Genomic DNA, 15,390 nt, shown 5'->3' on the forward strand with positions numbered 1-15,390 from the left:
TCACGTGAAACATTTATCAATTAGAAATTAAAATATGTGAAATTTGAGACTATAATGGTTTCAAATTTCATTTTTTAAAATATATACAACTCATGAAAATTAAAGATCATTTTCTTTCAAAGGAAGTATTTGAAATTGTAGAGACTGATACAAAAGGTGTTTTTAAAACCTCCCCTATTCCAACAAATATTTCTAAATATTATGAAAGTGAAGATTATATTTCTCACCATCAGGATTCAGGAAGTCTAAAGGAAAAGCTATATAAATTTTTGCAATCTTTTAATCTTCAGTACAAAAAAACTATTCTTATCGACAGAATAAAAAAGAATTCTAAGGTACTTGATTATGGATGCGGAGCCGGAGAATTTGTAAAATTCATAGAAAATGATTTTGAAACTTTTGGTTTCGAGCCAGATTCCGATGCAAGAAAAGCGGCAAAAAGTAAGATAAATAAAGCTAAAATAATTGATAATTTAGACACAATAGAAAATGGATCTCTAGATGCAATTACATTATGGCATGTCTTTGAGCATATCGAAAATCAGGATGAAATGTTAGAAATTTTTAATTTAAAACTTAAAGAAAAAGGTATTTTAATTATTGCTGTTCCCAATCCTACTTCTTACGATGCGAAACATTATAAAGAGTTTTGGGCTGCATATGATGTACCAAGACACATCTATCATTTCTCAAAATCCGGGATGGAAAATCTAATTGCTAAGAAGCCAAATTGGAAAATGAGAAAAATCAAACCTTTGATTTTAGATTCTTATTACATCTCGATGTTGAGCGAAAAATACAAAAAATCACCTCTATTTTGGCTAAAAGCGGTCATTCACGGAACGATTTCTAACGTAAAAGCATTATTTTCTAACGAATTTTCAAGTTTGATATACATTATCGAAAAAAAATAGAAAATCGATTTTTAAGCTATTTCTGAAGGTCAATTTTCAGCTATTTTGACAAATTTTTATAAAAACTCAGAAAAAATTCTGAGTTTTTATTTTTTTTTATTTTACAATCTTGAAAATTTTAAATATTTGACGTAACGATTTTAGTGAATTCAAATTTGTTTTTGAATTTTTAAAATCTTAATCATTCTAAACTTAGTTCAAATAAATTGTTAGCTCTTAAATAAACGCACTTTTTCATTCCGGAGGAATCTCAACATCACAAATAAAAACTCAGTCTAGATTCCTCCGGAATGACAAACTTTGAAAAAACTAAGAAAAATTAGAAATTAATTGATTGAAAATTCAAATTCTAACATAAACACTTATTTTAAGCGATATTTTCAAATTTATAAATCAATACTCGGGAAACTTTTGTTTTTAAGTTTTTGATTTATTTCTGAAAGTCAATTTTTAGAATTTTTTCAAAAAATAAATAAATTTTGAAGATCAAATTTAAAATAAAAAAGTCTGCCGAAAATTCAGCAGACATAAAAATTTATATTTAAAAAAATTATTTGTTGATCGCGGCAATTCCCGGAAGTTCCAGTCCTTCCAAACTTTCCAACATTGCTCCTCCTCCTGTAGAAACATAACTTACTTTATCAGCATAACCAAATTGCTTTACAAAGGCAACACTGTCACCACCTCCCACTAATGAAAAGGCTCCCATTTTCGTTGCTTCAGCAATACTATCCCCTAAAGCTTCAGTTCCTGCAGAAAAATTTGACATTTCAAAAACTCCGATTGGTCCGTTCCATAAAATTGTTCTTGAATTTAATAAAACATCATTAAACTGAGCACGAGATTTCGGACCTGCATCCATTCCCATCCATCCTTCAGGAATTTCATAAATATCAGCTTCTTTTCTATCCGCATCATTACTGAAACTTTCAGCGATAATCGTATCAGAAGGCAAATATACTTTCACATTATGTTCTTTTGCTTTTCCTAAAATTTCAAGAGCTAAAGGCAATTTATCTTCTTCTACCAAAGAATTTCCGATCTTACCACCGAGAGCTTTAATGAAAGTAAAAGCCATACCTCCACCGATAATTAAATTGTCAACAGCAGGTAAAATATTTTCTATAATGGTAATTTTAGTTGAAACTTTAGATCCTCCCAGAATAGCTGTTACGGGTCTTTCACCATTTTTCAGAACTTTATCAATCGCTTTTAATTCATTTGCCATTAATAAACCGAAAAATTTAGTTGATTGAAAATAATTAGCAATTACAGCTGTAGAAGCATGTGCTCTGTGTGCTGTTCCGAAAGCATCATTCACATAAGCATCACCTAATTTTGAAAGCTGTTCTGCAAACGCTTCATCTCCTTTTTCTTCTTCATTATGAAAACGTAGATTCTCAAGTAACAAGATTTCTCCCGGTTGTAGATCAGAAGCAGCTTTTTCGGCCTTCTCTCCTATTGATTCTTCTACAAACTTCACCTCATGACCTAGAACTTCAGAAACTTCATTGACGATATGTTTTAAAGAAAACTCATCTTTAGCCTCCCCTTTTGGTCTTCCAAGATGTGTCATTAAAATTACAGAGCCTCCGTCATTAAGAATTTTATCAACTGTAGGTTTAACTGCCGAGATTCTCGTATTATCAGTAATTTTCAGTTGGTCATCCTGAGGAACATTGAAGTCTACTCTTACCAAAGCTTTTTTATCTTTAAAATTGAAATCGTTGATTGTTTTCATATACAGATTTATATTTTTTTGAGCTGATGAAATTGAAGTATTTAACAAATTTACTTTCTTAAACTTTTCCTATTTCATCAATTGAGTTTGATTTTTTTTGTTTCACAAATGTAAGATTTTAAACTTTTGCAAAAGATTCAAAGAGACAAAAGTTTTCAAAAAAATTCCCACAAGCCCTTCATTCACTAATCAACATTAATTTCTTTATTATTAAAAAAAAGAATGATAGTTGTTGTTGAGTGTTGTGAGTTTCGGGGATAACTTTTCTGATAAAACTTCATAACATACAGTTTGAATTCAATTCATATTTAATTCACAATGTAATTTGTTGAAAGTGTGAATAATTTAAGACTTATTAACAAATATGGATAACTTTTAAACATTGCCGATTATTAGTTTCTTGAGTATGGAGAACAATCAGATTTCTCCCTTGAAAGATTTTGAAAGTTTTGGTGATAAAATTTGGAGGCAGTTTTCAGTAACGTTTTATTTGGATTAGGAAATATTTAGTTCAGAAAAGTTTTCCACAGTTATTCACAGTGCTTTTCACATTTTATGAGTGAGTAAATCACATTTTGTGAATAAAGTAATAAATAAGGTTTTTGAAATTTGTAATAAATTGTAAATTAGAATTTTATATTTTTTAATGATTGTTATTAATTGCTTTCGAAAAAAAATTACACCAAAACAATTTTGAAAGTAACTGGGCAAATATTTTTTTAAATAGCAGAATTATCACAAACTGTCACTCTCAAAGAAGAAATTTTGCAGGAATTGAAAATTTTTAGTTTCTGAATTCTAATGATGTTAAAGACAACGTATATTATGATAAAACCTATCGGAACGAGAACAATTAAATTCGGATTTAATGTAACTTTGCAATAAGATTTAATAACAATAGATATATAGTAAAATGAAAAGAAAAATTGCTATTGCCGGAGATCACGCAGGTTTTGAATACAAAGAGATCCTGAAAAAACATCTTGAAGAACACTTTGAAGTACAGGATTTCGGAACTTTTTCTACCGATAGCGTAGATTACCCGGATTTTGTGCATCCTGCAGCAACTTCTGTTGAGAATGGAGAAAACGAATTAGGAATTTTAATCTGCGGAAGCGGAAACGGAGTACAGATTACAGCAAACAAACACCAGAAAATCCGTTGTGCATTATGTTGGATGCCGGAAATTGCGGTACTTGCAAGACAGCACAATGATGCGAATATGATATCAATTCCTGCGAGATTTATTTCTAAAGAATTAGCAATTGAAATTGCCAATAAATTTTTGTCTACCGATTTTGAAGGTGGTAGACATCAGACGAGAGTTGATAAAATAGCGTTCTGCTAAATATAAAGGCTTGTAATTCAGTTTACAAGCCTTATTTATTTTTTATTTCTTATATTTGCACCATCAGACAGAAGTTACCAATCTGTTTATTCCAAATTGAACCTCACAAAAGTCGAAAGATATTATTAACAGGTTTTTTCTCCTCTTCTCCTTTTTTGTATTAAATTTATACAAATTAAAATCTGAATTATAAAAAATTGCTTTGTTTTCAATTTTAATGAACACAAAAAAATGAACAGAAAAATTGCTTTTATTTTATTATTTGCTATCAATATTTTCTATGCTCAGGAAATAGTGGATAAAGATGCTTTCAAAAAATGCAGAGAATCTTTCAGTAAGAAATTTTGTCTTTCAGATGAAGATAAAGACAATGTTTTATTTTATTTAGATAATTGTCCAAAAGTTTTTGGAAGACATGAAAATGCAGGTTGTCCTTGGAAGGATACGGATAACGACAGTATTATAGATAAAGATGATATATGTCCTGAAGTTAAAGGTTTATCAGAATATCATGGTTGTCCTATTCCAGATATGGATGGAGATGGTATTTTAGATAATGACGATGCATGTCCTACAATTTTTGGCTATGCTTCAGATGATCCTCTTAAAAACGGATGTATGAAAGAAGATTGCAAGAAAATTTATGAATCTGAGCAGGAAAGATTAAGAAATCTTCGAGAGGAAGGAAGAAATACTGATTACACTTCATTAGCAGATGAAATTATAAGAAATATTGATTTAAGTTTGTTAAAAGAGAAAAATCTGATTTTAGTTGTTGAGTCAAAATTTCTGGAATGTGGAACGATCCCGGGAAGACAATATTCGTGTAATTTGTCACGCAATGAAACCCCATTTTATAAGTCAAGCGATTTTTGGACAGATGAGACAATAACAAAAATTTTTAATAAAACTAATAAAAACTTAATTCTGGGAATGCTTTATGATGGAATGGGAAGTGGAATTGAATTTGAAAATATTTCGAAAGATATTTCAAACCTAAATCTTCAAAACAAAAAAATTAAAATATTTAAACAAGGATCGGAAAAAGAGGTTTCTATTTATTATAAAAATAGCATCACTCAACCGATAAAAAAGTTAAATGTATTATCAGTAAATATTAGTAAAAATGATTTTGAAAAAAAAGTTAGTGTTGAAATACTTTATACGACATATCAGAATGATATTTCTTTAAATTACAACATACAGAATTTTAAAACAAAATATTTAGTATACCAATTTATAGGTAATCAATGGAAATTGATTGACACAAAACAAAATTTTTAAATAATGCCAAAAAAAAATAAATATATAAGTCAGAAAAATGACTCAAAACTCTTAGAAATTGGAAGACTGATTCTTCGTTTTATGAATCAGAACCAAACCAAAATATACAATTACAAACAGATTTCAGACGGAATTGATTATAAAAACCCGAGACAGCGTGAGTTGGTGATTCAGGCTTTACACAAGCTTTTGTCAAACCAGAGAATAAAGGAAACAGATAAGGGGAAATACAGTATCAATCTCAACATTGAAGGTACTTTAACAGGGATTATCGATTTCAACCAAAGTGGAAATGCTTATGTAAATGTTGAGAATTTAAAAGATGATGTCTTTGTTCACGCAAAAAATGTGAAAGATGCGTTGCAGGGCGATAAAGTTCTCATTGTAACCTACAATTTCAAAGGCAAAAAAATGGAGGGCTCTGTGCTTGAAGTTTTAGAAAGAAGCCGTACAGAATTTGTAGGAACTTTTCAGCTCGTTCCGCATAAAGAATTTGGGTTTGTGGTTTGTGATAAAAAAACAATCAATACAGATATTTTCATTCCGAAAGATAAAATCAACGGAGCTGAAAACGGCAATAAAGTCGTTGTAAAAATGCTGGAATGGAAACCCGGAGATAAAAATCCTGAAGGTGAAATTTTACAGGTTTTAGGAAATCCAGGAGAGCACGAAACAGAAATTCACTCTATTTTAGCTGAGTACGGTTTGCCTTACAGTTTCCCTGAAGAAGTGGAAGCAGATGCCGATAAAATCGACAGAAGAGTTACTGATGAAGAAGTTGCAAAACGTAGAGATATGCGTAAAATATGTACGTTTACGATAGATCCGAAAGATGCAAAAGACTTTGATGATGCCTTATCGATCCAAAAATTAGATAACGGAAACTGGGAAATCGGGGTTCATATTGCCGATGTTTCTCACTACGTAGTTCCGGGAACGATGTTGGATGATGAAGCTTACGAAAGAGCAACTTCCGTTTATTTGGTAGACCGGGTTGTGCCGATGTTGCCCGAAGTTTTGAGTAATGATGTTTGTTCGCTTCGTCCGAATGAAGATAAATTTACATTTTCAGCAGTTTTTGAGATGAATGATAAAGCTGAAGTGGTGAATGAATGGTTTGGAAGAACTGTCATCCACTCAGACAGAAGATTCACGTATGAAGAAGCCCAGGAAAGAATCGAAACTCAGGAAGGTGATTTGACGGAAGAAATTTTAACGCTCGACAGACTCGCTAAAATCATGCGTGATCAGAGAATTAAAAACGGTGCAATCACCTTTGACAGAAGTGAAGTTCGATTTAATTTAAACGAAAAAAGCGAACCAATTGGAGTTTATTTTAAAGTAAGCAAAGATTCAAACCATTTGATTGAAGAATTCATGCTTTTGGCAAACAGAAAAGTTTCTGAATTTGTTTCACTTAAAAAAGGAAGACCCAACGGAAATACTTTTATTTACAGAGTTCACGACGATCCGGATCCTTCAAAATTAGAAGCTTTAAGAGATTTCGTTTCAACCTTCGGATATAAAATGGATTTGGCAAATACCAAAAAAGTTGCTGAATCTCTGAATAATTTGCTTCAAAATGTAAAAGGCAAAGGTGAAGAAAATATGATCGAAACTCTGGCAATGCGAAGCATGAGCAAAGCAGTCTACTCTACCGAGCCAATCGGGCATTACGGACTTGGATTTGATTATTATTCGCACTTTACCTCTCCTATCCGTCGTTATCCGGATTTATTAGCTCACAGATTATTACAGCATTATCTGGATGGAGGAAAATCGCCTGACAAAAATGAATTGGAAGAAAAATCTAAGCATTGCAGTGCAAGAGAACGTTTGGCTGCCGATGCAGAAAGAGATTCTATCAAATTTATGCAGGTAAAATTCATGGAAAAACATTTGGGAGAAACTTTCACTGGTGTTATTTCCGGAGTTGCTGAGTTTGGTTTCTGGGTACAGATTCCTGAAAACGGAGCTGAAGGTTTGATCAAATTACGCGATTTGATGGATGATTCTTATACGTATGATAAGTCTACACACGCTGTTTACGGTTCAAGAACTGGTAGAAAGTTTCAGTTGGGTGAAGAAGTTCAGATCAAGGTTGTAAAAGCTAATTTAATTCAGAAACAATTGGATTTTAAGATTGTTGATTAAGTTTTAAAAATAATAATGAAGACTGTCCGAATGCGACAGTCTTTTTTGTTTAAAAAGTTTTTAAAAATACAATTTATGCTTAAAAAAATCATTTTTAAACTCAAATAAAAATATAATCTTTAAATTTGAATTTGAAACAAATTATAAATGTTTGAACTCGTATTGTCGGCCGTTGGTCTGGGTTTCATGTTGAGCCTGGTTTTCATTGGTCCTATTTTTTTTCTCTTGATAGAAACCAGTTTTACAAGAGGTCCAAGACATGCTTTAGCGTTAGATTTTGGAGTAATTACAGCAGATTTATTGTGTATTATAGCGGCTTATTATGCAAGTGCAGATATTGTGAGTCTCATAGATAAGCATCCTGGTTTCTATAGAATTACGTCTATTCTGATTCTCTCATATGGGATTATTATGCTGGTAACCAAAACCAAAATGCATTTACCCGGAGAAGAAAAAATCATCAGCCAGAATTACATTAAAACTTTTCTTAATGGTTTTCTTCTAAATCTTTTGAACGTGGGAGTCGTCCTTTTTTGGCTCGTCACCGTAATAGGTGTAAGAAACCAATATCCGGATACAGGAAATATGGTTCTTTACTTAGGTTTGGTAATTTCTACATATTTAATGATTGATTTTCTTAAAATTTTTCTGGCAAAACAATTTCATGACAGGCTTACACAAAAATTGGCAAATAATATCAGAAAAGGTGTTGGAGCAGTCTTGATTTTATTCAGCTTTTTTATTTTTCTCCAAAGTTTTAAAAAATTTAATCAGTTTGATAAAAAGCTCGAAGAGGCTGAGAAAAAAGAACTTATCTACAAAAAAGAACCATGATAAGGTTTGATTCTAAAAATTAAAAACATCAGTTGATCAATGAAAAAAATATTTCCAAAATCCCTTAAAAAAGGTGATAAAATTGCCATTATTTCTCCTGCAGGAGCTGTAGATCCCACACAGCTTGAGAAAGGCTTACAATTAATTAAAAGCAAAGGTTTTGAACCTGTTTTAGGTGAAAATCTGTATGCAAAATTTTCAAACGGTTACAATTATGCCGGTACCGAAGAACAAAGAGCAAAAGACATCAATTGGGCATTAAATGATCCTGAAATTTCCGCAATCTGGGCTTCTAGGGGTGGTTACGGTTGTCAGCATTTAGTTGAAAATTTAAAATTAAAGGAGTTTACAAAAAATCCTAAATGGTACATCGGATATTCTGACAATACAGTGATCCAAAGTTATTTGTTGAAAAAAGGTTTTGCATCGATTCACGCACAAACCATTAAGACCTCAAGTTTTGGAGTGACCGATGAAAGTTATAATCTGACTTTTAATATTCTGAAAGGAAAACCGTTAAAATATACTTTAAAATCGAATCAGTTTAATAAAGAAGGAAGTGTAGAGGGCGAATTGGTTGGCGGAAATTTAGCTTTAATTTATGCACTTTTAGGTACTAAATATTCTTTTGATTTTAGAGATAAAATTTTATTTATCGAAGACATTGGCGAAAATTTTTATGCACTTGACAGAATGATCATGAGCTTAGAATTAGCAGGAGTTTTTACAAAAATAAAAGGCTTAATCATCGGCGGAATGACCAATATGGGTGACGAAAAAGAGAATAAACAATACGGCGAAAGCTTTGATGAGTTTGCTTATCGGTTAATCTCAGACAGAATTTCAAAATATAGATTTCCGACTGTTTTTGCCTTCCCAAATGGGCATATTCATAACAATATTCCCCTGATTTTAGGAGCAGAAGTTTCTTTAAAATCAGGAAAAAATGTATCGTTAACTTTTAAATAGAATGATGTTTTACTCAAAATTTGTACTCGCATTTTTCCTGATTTTAGCGGGGATTTTACATTTTGTAAAACCTCATATTTTCGTGAAAATCATGCCCGATTATATTCCGTTTCATTTGAAAATGGTTTATCTGAGCGGTTTGGTAGAAATTTTGTGTGGCATTCTTCTTCTATTTCCTGAAACTCAAAAGCTGGGAGCTTATCTTTGCATTGCTTTATTCATCACCGTTTTTCCGGCAAATATTGAGATGGCAAGAAAGTTTTATCTGATTCATCATAAATATTTTTGGCTGACTATTTTGAGGCTTCCGTTGCAGTTTGTTTTGATTTGGTGGGCTTATCAGTTTAGAAAATAAAGATAATGAATTTCATATTTCTTCGTACTTTAGGAATGTATGTAGTCTATTAAATCTTTAATGAAAGGAGATAAATTAAGTTTAAGAGAAATCTGGAATAAGAGAGAAGAATATAATCTTGCATTACATGGAACATTATTTTGGATAATCTTAATAATTGTATGTGGTTGTATAGTAGCTATAGGATTAAATATAATTTGACAATTTAATGGCAGATCACAACGAATTAGGAAAAAAAGCAGAAAATTTAGCGGCCGAATATTTAGTGAAAAACGGCTATAGAATTTTGGTCCGAAATTTTAGGTTTAAAAAAACTGAAATTGATATTATTTCTGAAAAAGACAATTTGATTATTGTCACAGAAGTAAAAGCCAGATCAACCGATTTTTTTATTCTGCCTCAAGAAGCTGTTACGAAAGGAAAAATCAAGTCAATTGTTACCGCAGCCAACCATTTTATGGAAGAATTTAATAAAAATCAGGAAGTGAGGTTTGACATCATCTCTGTACTTCCTGATCAAAAAGGAAATTTAATAATAGAACATATTCCGGATGCTTTTCATGCATTCGATGCTAATTAATATCGCTGTAGCCAATTGCAACAGCCAAATGCTAACAAAAATATGAAGACAATACTCATCACCGGAGCAACTTCCGGAATCGGAAAATCTACCGCAGAACTTTTCGCAAAACAGGGAAACAGAATCATTATTTGCGGAAGACGGGCAGAAGTTTTAGAGTCTGTAAAAAAAGAATTATCAGATTTCACCGAAGTTTTTAAGTTAAAATTTGATGTCAGAAACCTTGAAGAAGTTGAAAATGCTATCAATTCTCTGCCCGAAGAATGGAAAAGCATTGATGTTCTCATCAACAACGCAGGAAATGCACATGGTTTAGAGCCTCTTTCAGCCGGAAATACCAATGATTGGGATTCTATGATCGATGGAAATGTAAAAGGACTTTTATATGTGTCTAAAACGCTTATTCCGATGATGAAGGAAAGAAACTCCGGTCACATTATCAATATCAGTTCGGTTGCCGCAAGACAGACCTATGCAAATGGAGTTGTGTATTGTGCCACCAAAAAAGCTGTTGATGTAATTTCTGAAGGAATGCGAATCGAACTTACAGAATTTGGAATCAGGGTAACCAATATTCAGCCTGGAGCTGTAGAAACAGATTTTTCTTTGGTAAGATTTAAAGGAGATCAGGAAAGAGCGGCAACCGTTTATGCAGGTTACGAAGCTTTGAAAGCGGAAGATATTGCAGATGCTATTGCCTATTGTGTGAATGCTCCGCAACACGTTACCGTTTCAGATATGACGATTTATCCGAGTGCTCAAAGCGAACCGAGAACGATTTACAGAAAAGGATAATCTGAATGAAATATTTAGTTTTCATTTTTTCCTTCATCTCTATTTCTGCACTTTCTCAAAGTTATTCAAAACATGAAAAAGCAGTTCTATCAGAAGCAAAAAGGCTTGATTCTCTCATGCAGAATAACGATGACAAAATTATAGATCTTTTGTGTTCAGATGTATCTTTCGGACATTCCAACGGTTGGATTCAGAATTTAAATGATTTTAAAAAAGATTTCTCATCAAAAAAAGTAATTTACAAAGAAATCAGACAGAGTGCAATTTCAGAATTAAAGCAAAATAAAAATACAGTAAGTCTCAGAAGAACAATAAATGTTTCCGGATCTTATAAAAGCAATGATTTTAAAATGAAATTGGCTTTACTGGAAATCTGGATCAAAAAGAAATCTGTCTGGAAATTGTGGAGCCGACAAAGTGTGGAAATAAAGCCATAAATTTGCAAAAATCTTTAGATTAAATGAAAATCCTATACCTAGAAACCTCTTCCAAAAACTGCTCAGTAGCCATTTCTGATGGCGAAAAATTATTGTGCGTTTGTGAAGAGGTTTCAGAAAATTATAAACAGTCTGAAAGTCTTCACTCATTTGTAGAATGGGCTTTGGAAGGTGCCGAACTATCAATGAAAGATATCGAAGCGATTTCTTTAGGAAAAGGTCCCGGTTCTTATACCGGATTGAGAATTGGTTCTGCTTCTGCAAAAGGTTTTTGCTACGGACTGAAAATCCCTTTGATTGCTGTCAATTCTTTAGAAAGCATGACAGAGCCTTTTTTAAACCAAAAATATGATTTTGTAATACCTTTGGTGGACGCAAGAAGAATGGAGGTTTATACGGCCGTTTACGACGGAAATAAAGGAGATGAAATTACGCCGATTGAAGCTAAAATTTTAGATGAAACATCTTTTCAGGAATTTAAAGATAAAAAAATCATTTTCATTGGTGATGGCGCAAAAAAAGCAAAGGAAATTCTACAGCTTCCCAATGCTGAGTTTAATGAAGATATCTACCCTTCTGCTCAATATTTGGTAAAGAAAACTTTAGAAAAAATCGGGAATAAAGATTTTGAAGATATAGCCTACTTTGAACCTTTTTATTTAAAAGAATTTCACGGAGTTAAAAAGAAAAAAAGCGAAGACTGATCTTCGCTTTTTTATTATTTTTTCTTTATAGGAACTGAGGTTGCCTGCTGTAGTTCTTGTGTGTTGCTATTCATATCCGGTTTTTTGGGAACACTGCTTTGTATAGCATTATTCACAGGTTGCGAGCTGTTCGGCAGCGGATTGTTCTGATTCCCAGGAGCAGTTATATTATTATTTTGTGTCTGTGGAATGTTCTGTTGGATAGGCTGGCTGAATTCAGAAGGCTTTTGAGGGATATTGGAAGTATTTTGAGAAACAACATTCCCCTTATTATCTGTAGATTGAAACGTTACATCACTTTTAAGGTAATTCAGCATTTCTTTTGCCTTCTCCCCTTCAGGGGTTTTACCGTAATTCAAAACGATTTGTTCCAGCTGTAGAATCATTACCTCTTTTCCACTCGATTTTCCTGCATTGAAAGCATTCAGAAGAGAAAGTTTGGGAACGAGTGCATCTTTAGGATTTTTCAAAATCGCCTGATCAATGATATTCTGGCTTTCTGCAAATTTCTCAGATTCGAATAAAGCATAGGCCATCTTGTAGTCATTTTCCGTATCAGGAGATGATTTTACAAACGTATTGTTTTTAGGATTTCTGGCAAATTCAGCATAAGAACTGTATGGATAATCTGTCAATAAGATCTGTTTTGCCCTTGCAGAAGCCTGGGGATTTTTCTCGTGATTCATCGCAAAAATCTCATACAAAGCCTGCAGCATTACTTTTTCTTCAGGTTTTACATCTACCAAATCATAGAGTGTTTTTGTTGCTAAAGGTGTATTGGTAAAATAGTTCTGATACATGATTCCAAGACCCAAAGAAGCTGTGTCCCGGTCTTTTTTAAGTTGAGATAATCTGGCTTCATCATTCGGAATCTGCTCAATGTAATATGCAGGTTCAAAACGTCTTGGGTTGGGCGCTGTATTTACACCTAAAGCTTCATTTTTCATATCTTCAATAGATGCCATTTTCTTAGAATAACGCCAGTTATCTACCAGTGCTCTGTCTCCCCAAACCTGTTTAAATGTTGAGGTTCCTTTGCTTACGGTTCCTGTATTTCCATAATAAAACCCTTTTGTAGCCGTTCCGAAATCTTCAAAAGAATTTGAACCGTTGGCAAAAAGCGAATTGGCATTATAATCTCCTGTATCAAAGCCTTTGTTTCTTTCTGCGCGCAATCGTTCCAATTCTTCTTTCGCTTCTTTTGCTTTTAATTTTTCGATATGTTTGGCAAAATATTCTGTTTTCTGAGCTTCAGACATTCTTGCAATAGTAAGAATACTGTCGTTTTTTCTGATCAGATAATAGTTTTTAGAGATTTTCTTAATATTTGCTGACTGATCTTTTAAAAGTATTTTTGAGGGCTCATAAGTCATCGTTGCCAATGCAGAATCATAATAAGCACCTGCCCCGATGTAATCGTTTTTATCTAAATATCTTCTTCCGATCTCATAATAAGCCAAACCACGTACCTGCGGATCTGAAACTTTTTCCAAAAGAGATTTTCTGAAATATTCCTGACCTTCTTCCGGTTTTCCGGCTTTGTTTGCCATTAGACCCAAAGCATAGTAAAACTCATTTTTTCTTGATCCGTAAGTTCCTTTTTTACTGATGTCTTCAAGGTATTTTTTGGCACCGTTGTAATCACCTTTTCCGTTAAAAGTTTTTGCGATCTCGATCTGGGATTTCACCTCAAATTCAAAATCATTGGCATATTTGTAAGCTGCCATAAAGCTTTCACGGGCTGGTTCATTTCTTCCCAACTCCGTTAAAACCTGACCTCTTAAAAATGCAATCCTGCTTTTCAGTTTTCTGTTTCCGTTCAGCTCAAAAGCTCGGTCCAGTTCTTTTACTGCTTCTTCTTTTTTACCTGCATCCAAAAGTGATTCTGAATAATAAATGCTCAGAAGTTTATCATGATCTTTACTGATTCCTTCGCTTTTCAGTTTAGCGAAAATCTGATCAGACTTGTAGTAATCTTTAAGTTCGGCGTATGCTAAACCTTCATAAACTCTTGCCAAAGGAAGTCTTTTATCTTCCTTCATATGGGTGAAAACGTAGTTTAAAGCATCAAGAGCCTGTCTGGATTTTCCTTGGTAAATACGGGATTGTGCAAGAATAATATAAGCGTCAAAAATAGTTTTGTTCTGCTCCTCCCCTTTTCTGATGACAGAGTATTTTCCGATTGCCTTTAAGGCTTTTGCTTCTGCAATCTCAAGAGTGGTTGCACCTTTAGCTTGTTGATTATTGGGATCTTGAGGCATTCCCGGCACTCCACCTCCGGGATTTGGAGGCATTCCCGGTGCGCTTCTGTTGTTACCTGAAGGTGAAGACCGATTGACTTCTGCCATTTTCATTGAGTTTTCTGCAAATGCTGCAGACTGTCCCAGATCACTTCCAATCGGCTGTTCTTCGTAGGTCAAAATAGGAATGTGTGGCGCATAAAAATTGTCTTTATGAGCTTGGTCTCTGCTTGTAAATTCACTGTTCAATGCGTCTTTTGCATTAAAAAGTGTATTGTAATATGTGGAGAAACCTTTTAGAAATTTAGATCTTGCTTCCGGCTTTTTTACCTTGGTAGTGCAGGAAACAACGATAATCGCTGCTAAAAGGAATATAATATTCTTTTTCATTATTCAATATAACTCTCTAATCTGCTTTTTATTATCTGATCAGATTGATGATTCTGTAAAAATAATAAAATTTTGTGGGGAATTTATTTATATTTCTTTTAAAATTTTGTAAACCAAATGAGTAGGAAGTCCCATAATGGTATAAAAACTTCCTGTCATGTTTTTGATTTTTGCCATTCCGAGCCATTCCTGAATACCGTAGCTCCCGGCTTTATCAAAAGGTTTGTAATTTTTTAGATAAAACTCAATCTCTTCTTCTGAAATCCTGTCAAATTCTACATCAGCAACATCAGTTTCAGTAATTGTTTTGTCTGAAGTTTTTATAGAAATCCCAGTAAAAACCTGATGTGTTTTCCCGGAAAGTTTCTGCAACATATTTTTTGCGTCTGCTTCATCTTTTGGTTTTCCAAGAATCTGATTGTCAATTGCTACAACTGTATCTGCGGTAATTAGAACTTCATCATTTTCAAGTTTTCTGAACGCATCTGCTTTTAATTCAGATAAATAAGCTGCGGCTTTTTCTATTTCAATATTTTCAGGTAAAATTTCTTCACAATCGATTTTTACGACTTCAAAATCAAATCCTAAACTGGAAAGTAATTCTTTTCTTCTTGGAGATTGCGATGCTAAAAGTATTTTCATATT

At 33.0% G+C, this 15,390-nt stretch carries 14 protein-coding genes; 11 read left to right on the forward strand and 3 right to left on the reverse strand.

The features are described 5' to 3' along the window. Positions 1–92: 92 nt before the first annotated feature. Positions 93–914 (forward strand): class I SAM-dependent methyltransferase, encoded by an 822-nt coding sequence (locus tag AC4FQ5_RS03785; protein WP_491141165.1) that lies wholly within the window; start codon positions 93–95, stop codon positions 912–914. A gap of 550 nt (positions 915–1,464) precedes the next feature. Here AC4FQ5_RS03785 and AC4FQ5_RS03790 read toward each other — a convergent pair. Then, complete coding sequence (locus AC4FQ5_RS03790) at positions 1,465–2,655, reverse strand: phosphoglycerate kinase (protein WP_491141166.1); 1,191 nt, start codon at positions 2,653–2,655, stop codon at positions 1,465–1,467. A 913-nt stretch (positions 2,656–3,568) separates the two neighbouring features. Here AC4FQ5_RS03790 and rpiB point away from each other — a divergent pair. The 10 genes from rpiB (at position 3,569) to tsaB (ending at position 12,115) form a co-directional block, all read left to right on the forward strand. After that, entirely contained in the window at positions 3,569–4,003 is a 435-nt protein-coding gene (gene rpiB, locus AC4FQ5_RS03795; protein ID WP_491141167.1) for a ribose 5-phosphate isomerase B, read from the forward strand. Positions 4,004–4,234: 231 nt separating this feature from the next. After that, positions 4,235–5,287, forward strand: a complete 1,053-nt coding sequence (locus AC4FQ5_RS03800; RefSeq protein ID WP_491141168.1) for a thrombospondin type 3 repeat-containing protein — start codon at positions 4,235–4,237, stop codon at positions 5,285–5,287. Positions 5,288–5,290: 3 nt separating this feature from the next. Further along, positions 5,291–7,441 carry a ribonuclease R gene (gene rnr / locus AC4FQ5_RS03805; protein ID WP_491141169.1) on the forward strand — a complete coding sequence of 717 codons (2,151 nt, stop codon included), beginning with the start codon at positions 5,291–5,293 and terminating at the stop codon, positions 7,439–7,441. A 147-nt stretch (positions 7,442–7,588) separates the two neighbouring features. Next, positions 7,589–8,275: a LysE family translocator gene (locus AC4FQ5_RS03810; RefSeq protein ID WP_300349426.1), complete on the forward strand. Its 687-nt coding sequence runs from the start codon at positions 7,589–7,591 to the stop codon at positions 8,273–8,275. Between the two features lie 39 nt (positions 8,276–8,314). Next, positions 8,315–9,244, forward strand: a complete 930-nt coding sequence (locus AC4FQ5_RS03815) for a S66 peptidase family protein (RefSeq protein WP_491141170.1) — start codon at positions 8,315–8,317, stop codon at positions 9,242–9,244. Position 9,245: 1 nt separating this feature from the next. Beyond that, a complete protein-coding gene (locus AC4FQ5_RS03820) occupies positions 9,246–9,599 on the forward strand; it encodes a DoxX family protein (protein WP_491141171.1) in 354 nt (117 codons plus the stop codon). A 208-nt stretch (positions 9,600–9,807) separates the two neighbouring features. Next, a complete protein-coding gene (locus AC4FQ5_RS03825; RefSeq protein ID WP_491141172.1) occupies positions 9,808–10,179 on the forward strand; it encodes a YraN family protein in 372 nt (123 codons plus the stop codon). A 42-nt stretch (positions 10,180–10,221) separates the two neighbouring features. Continuing rightward, positions 10,222–10,974 carry an SDR family NAD(P)-dependent oxidoreductase gene (locus tag AC4FQ5_RS03830; RefSeq protein ID WP_491141173.1) on the forward strand — a complete coding sequence of 251 codons (753 nt, stop codon included), beginning with the start codon at positions 10,222–10,224 and terminating at the stop codon, positions 10,972–10,974. A gap of 5 nt (positions 10,975–10,979) precedes the next feature. Next, positions 10,980–11,411, forward strand: a complete 432-nt coding sequence (locus AC4FQ5_RS03835; RefSeq protein ID WP_491141174.1) for a hypothetical protein — start codon at positions 10,980–10,982, stop codon at positions 11,409–11,411. A 23-nt stretch (positions 11,412–11,434) separates the two neighbouring features. Beyond that, positions 11,435–12,115 carry a tRNA (adenosine(37)-N6)-threonylcarbamoyltransferase complex dimerization subunit type 1 TsaB gene (gene tsaB, locus AC4FQ5_RS03840; RefSeq protein WP_491141175.1) on the forward strand — a complete coding sequence of 227 codons (681 nt, stop codon included), beginning with the start codon at positions 11,435–11,437 and terminating at the stop codon, positions 12,113–12,115. A 14-nt stretch (positions 12,116–12,129) separates the two neighbouring features. Here tsaB and porW read toward each other — a convergent pair whose 3' ends face one another. Together porW and AC4FQ5_RS03850 are read right to left on the reverse strand one after the other, a co-directional pair. Further along, positions 12,130–14,745 carry a type IX secretion system periplasmic lipoprotein PorW/SprE gene (gene porW, locus AC4FQ5_RS03845; protein ID WP_491141176.1) on the reverse strand — a complete coding sequence of 872 codons (2,616 nt, stop codon included), beginning with the start codon at positions 14,743–14,745 and terminating at the stop codon, positions 12,130–12,132. A gap of 87 nt (positions 14,746–14,832) precedes the next feature. Continuing rightward, entirely contained in the window at positions 14,833–15,387 is a 555-nt protein-coding gene (locus AC4FQ5_RS03850; RefSeq protein ID WP_491141177.1) for a Maf family protein, read from the reverse strand. Positions 15,388–15,390 lie beyond the last annotated feature (3 nt).

Source organism: Chryseobacterium sp. DT-167 (assembly GCF_058310155.1).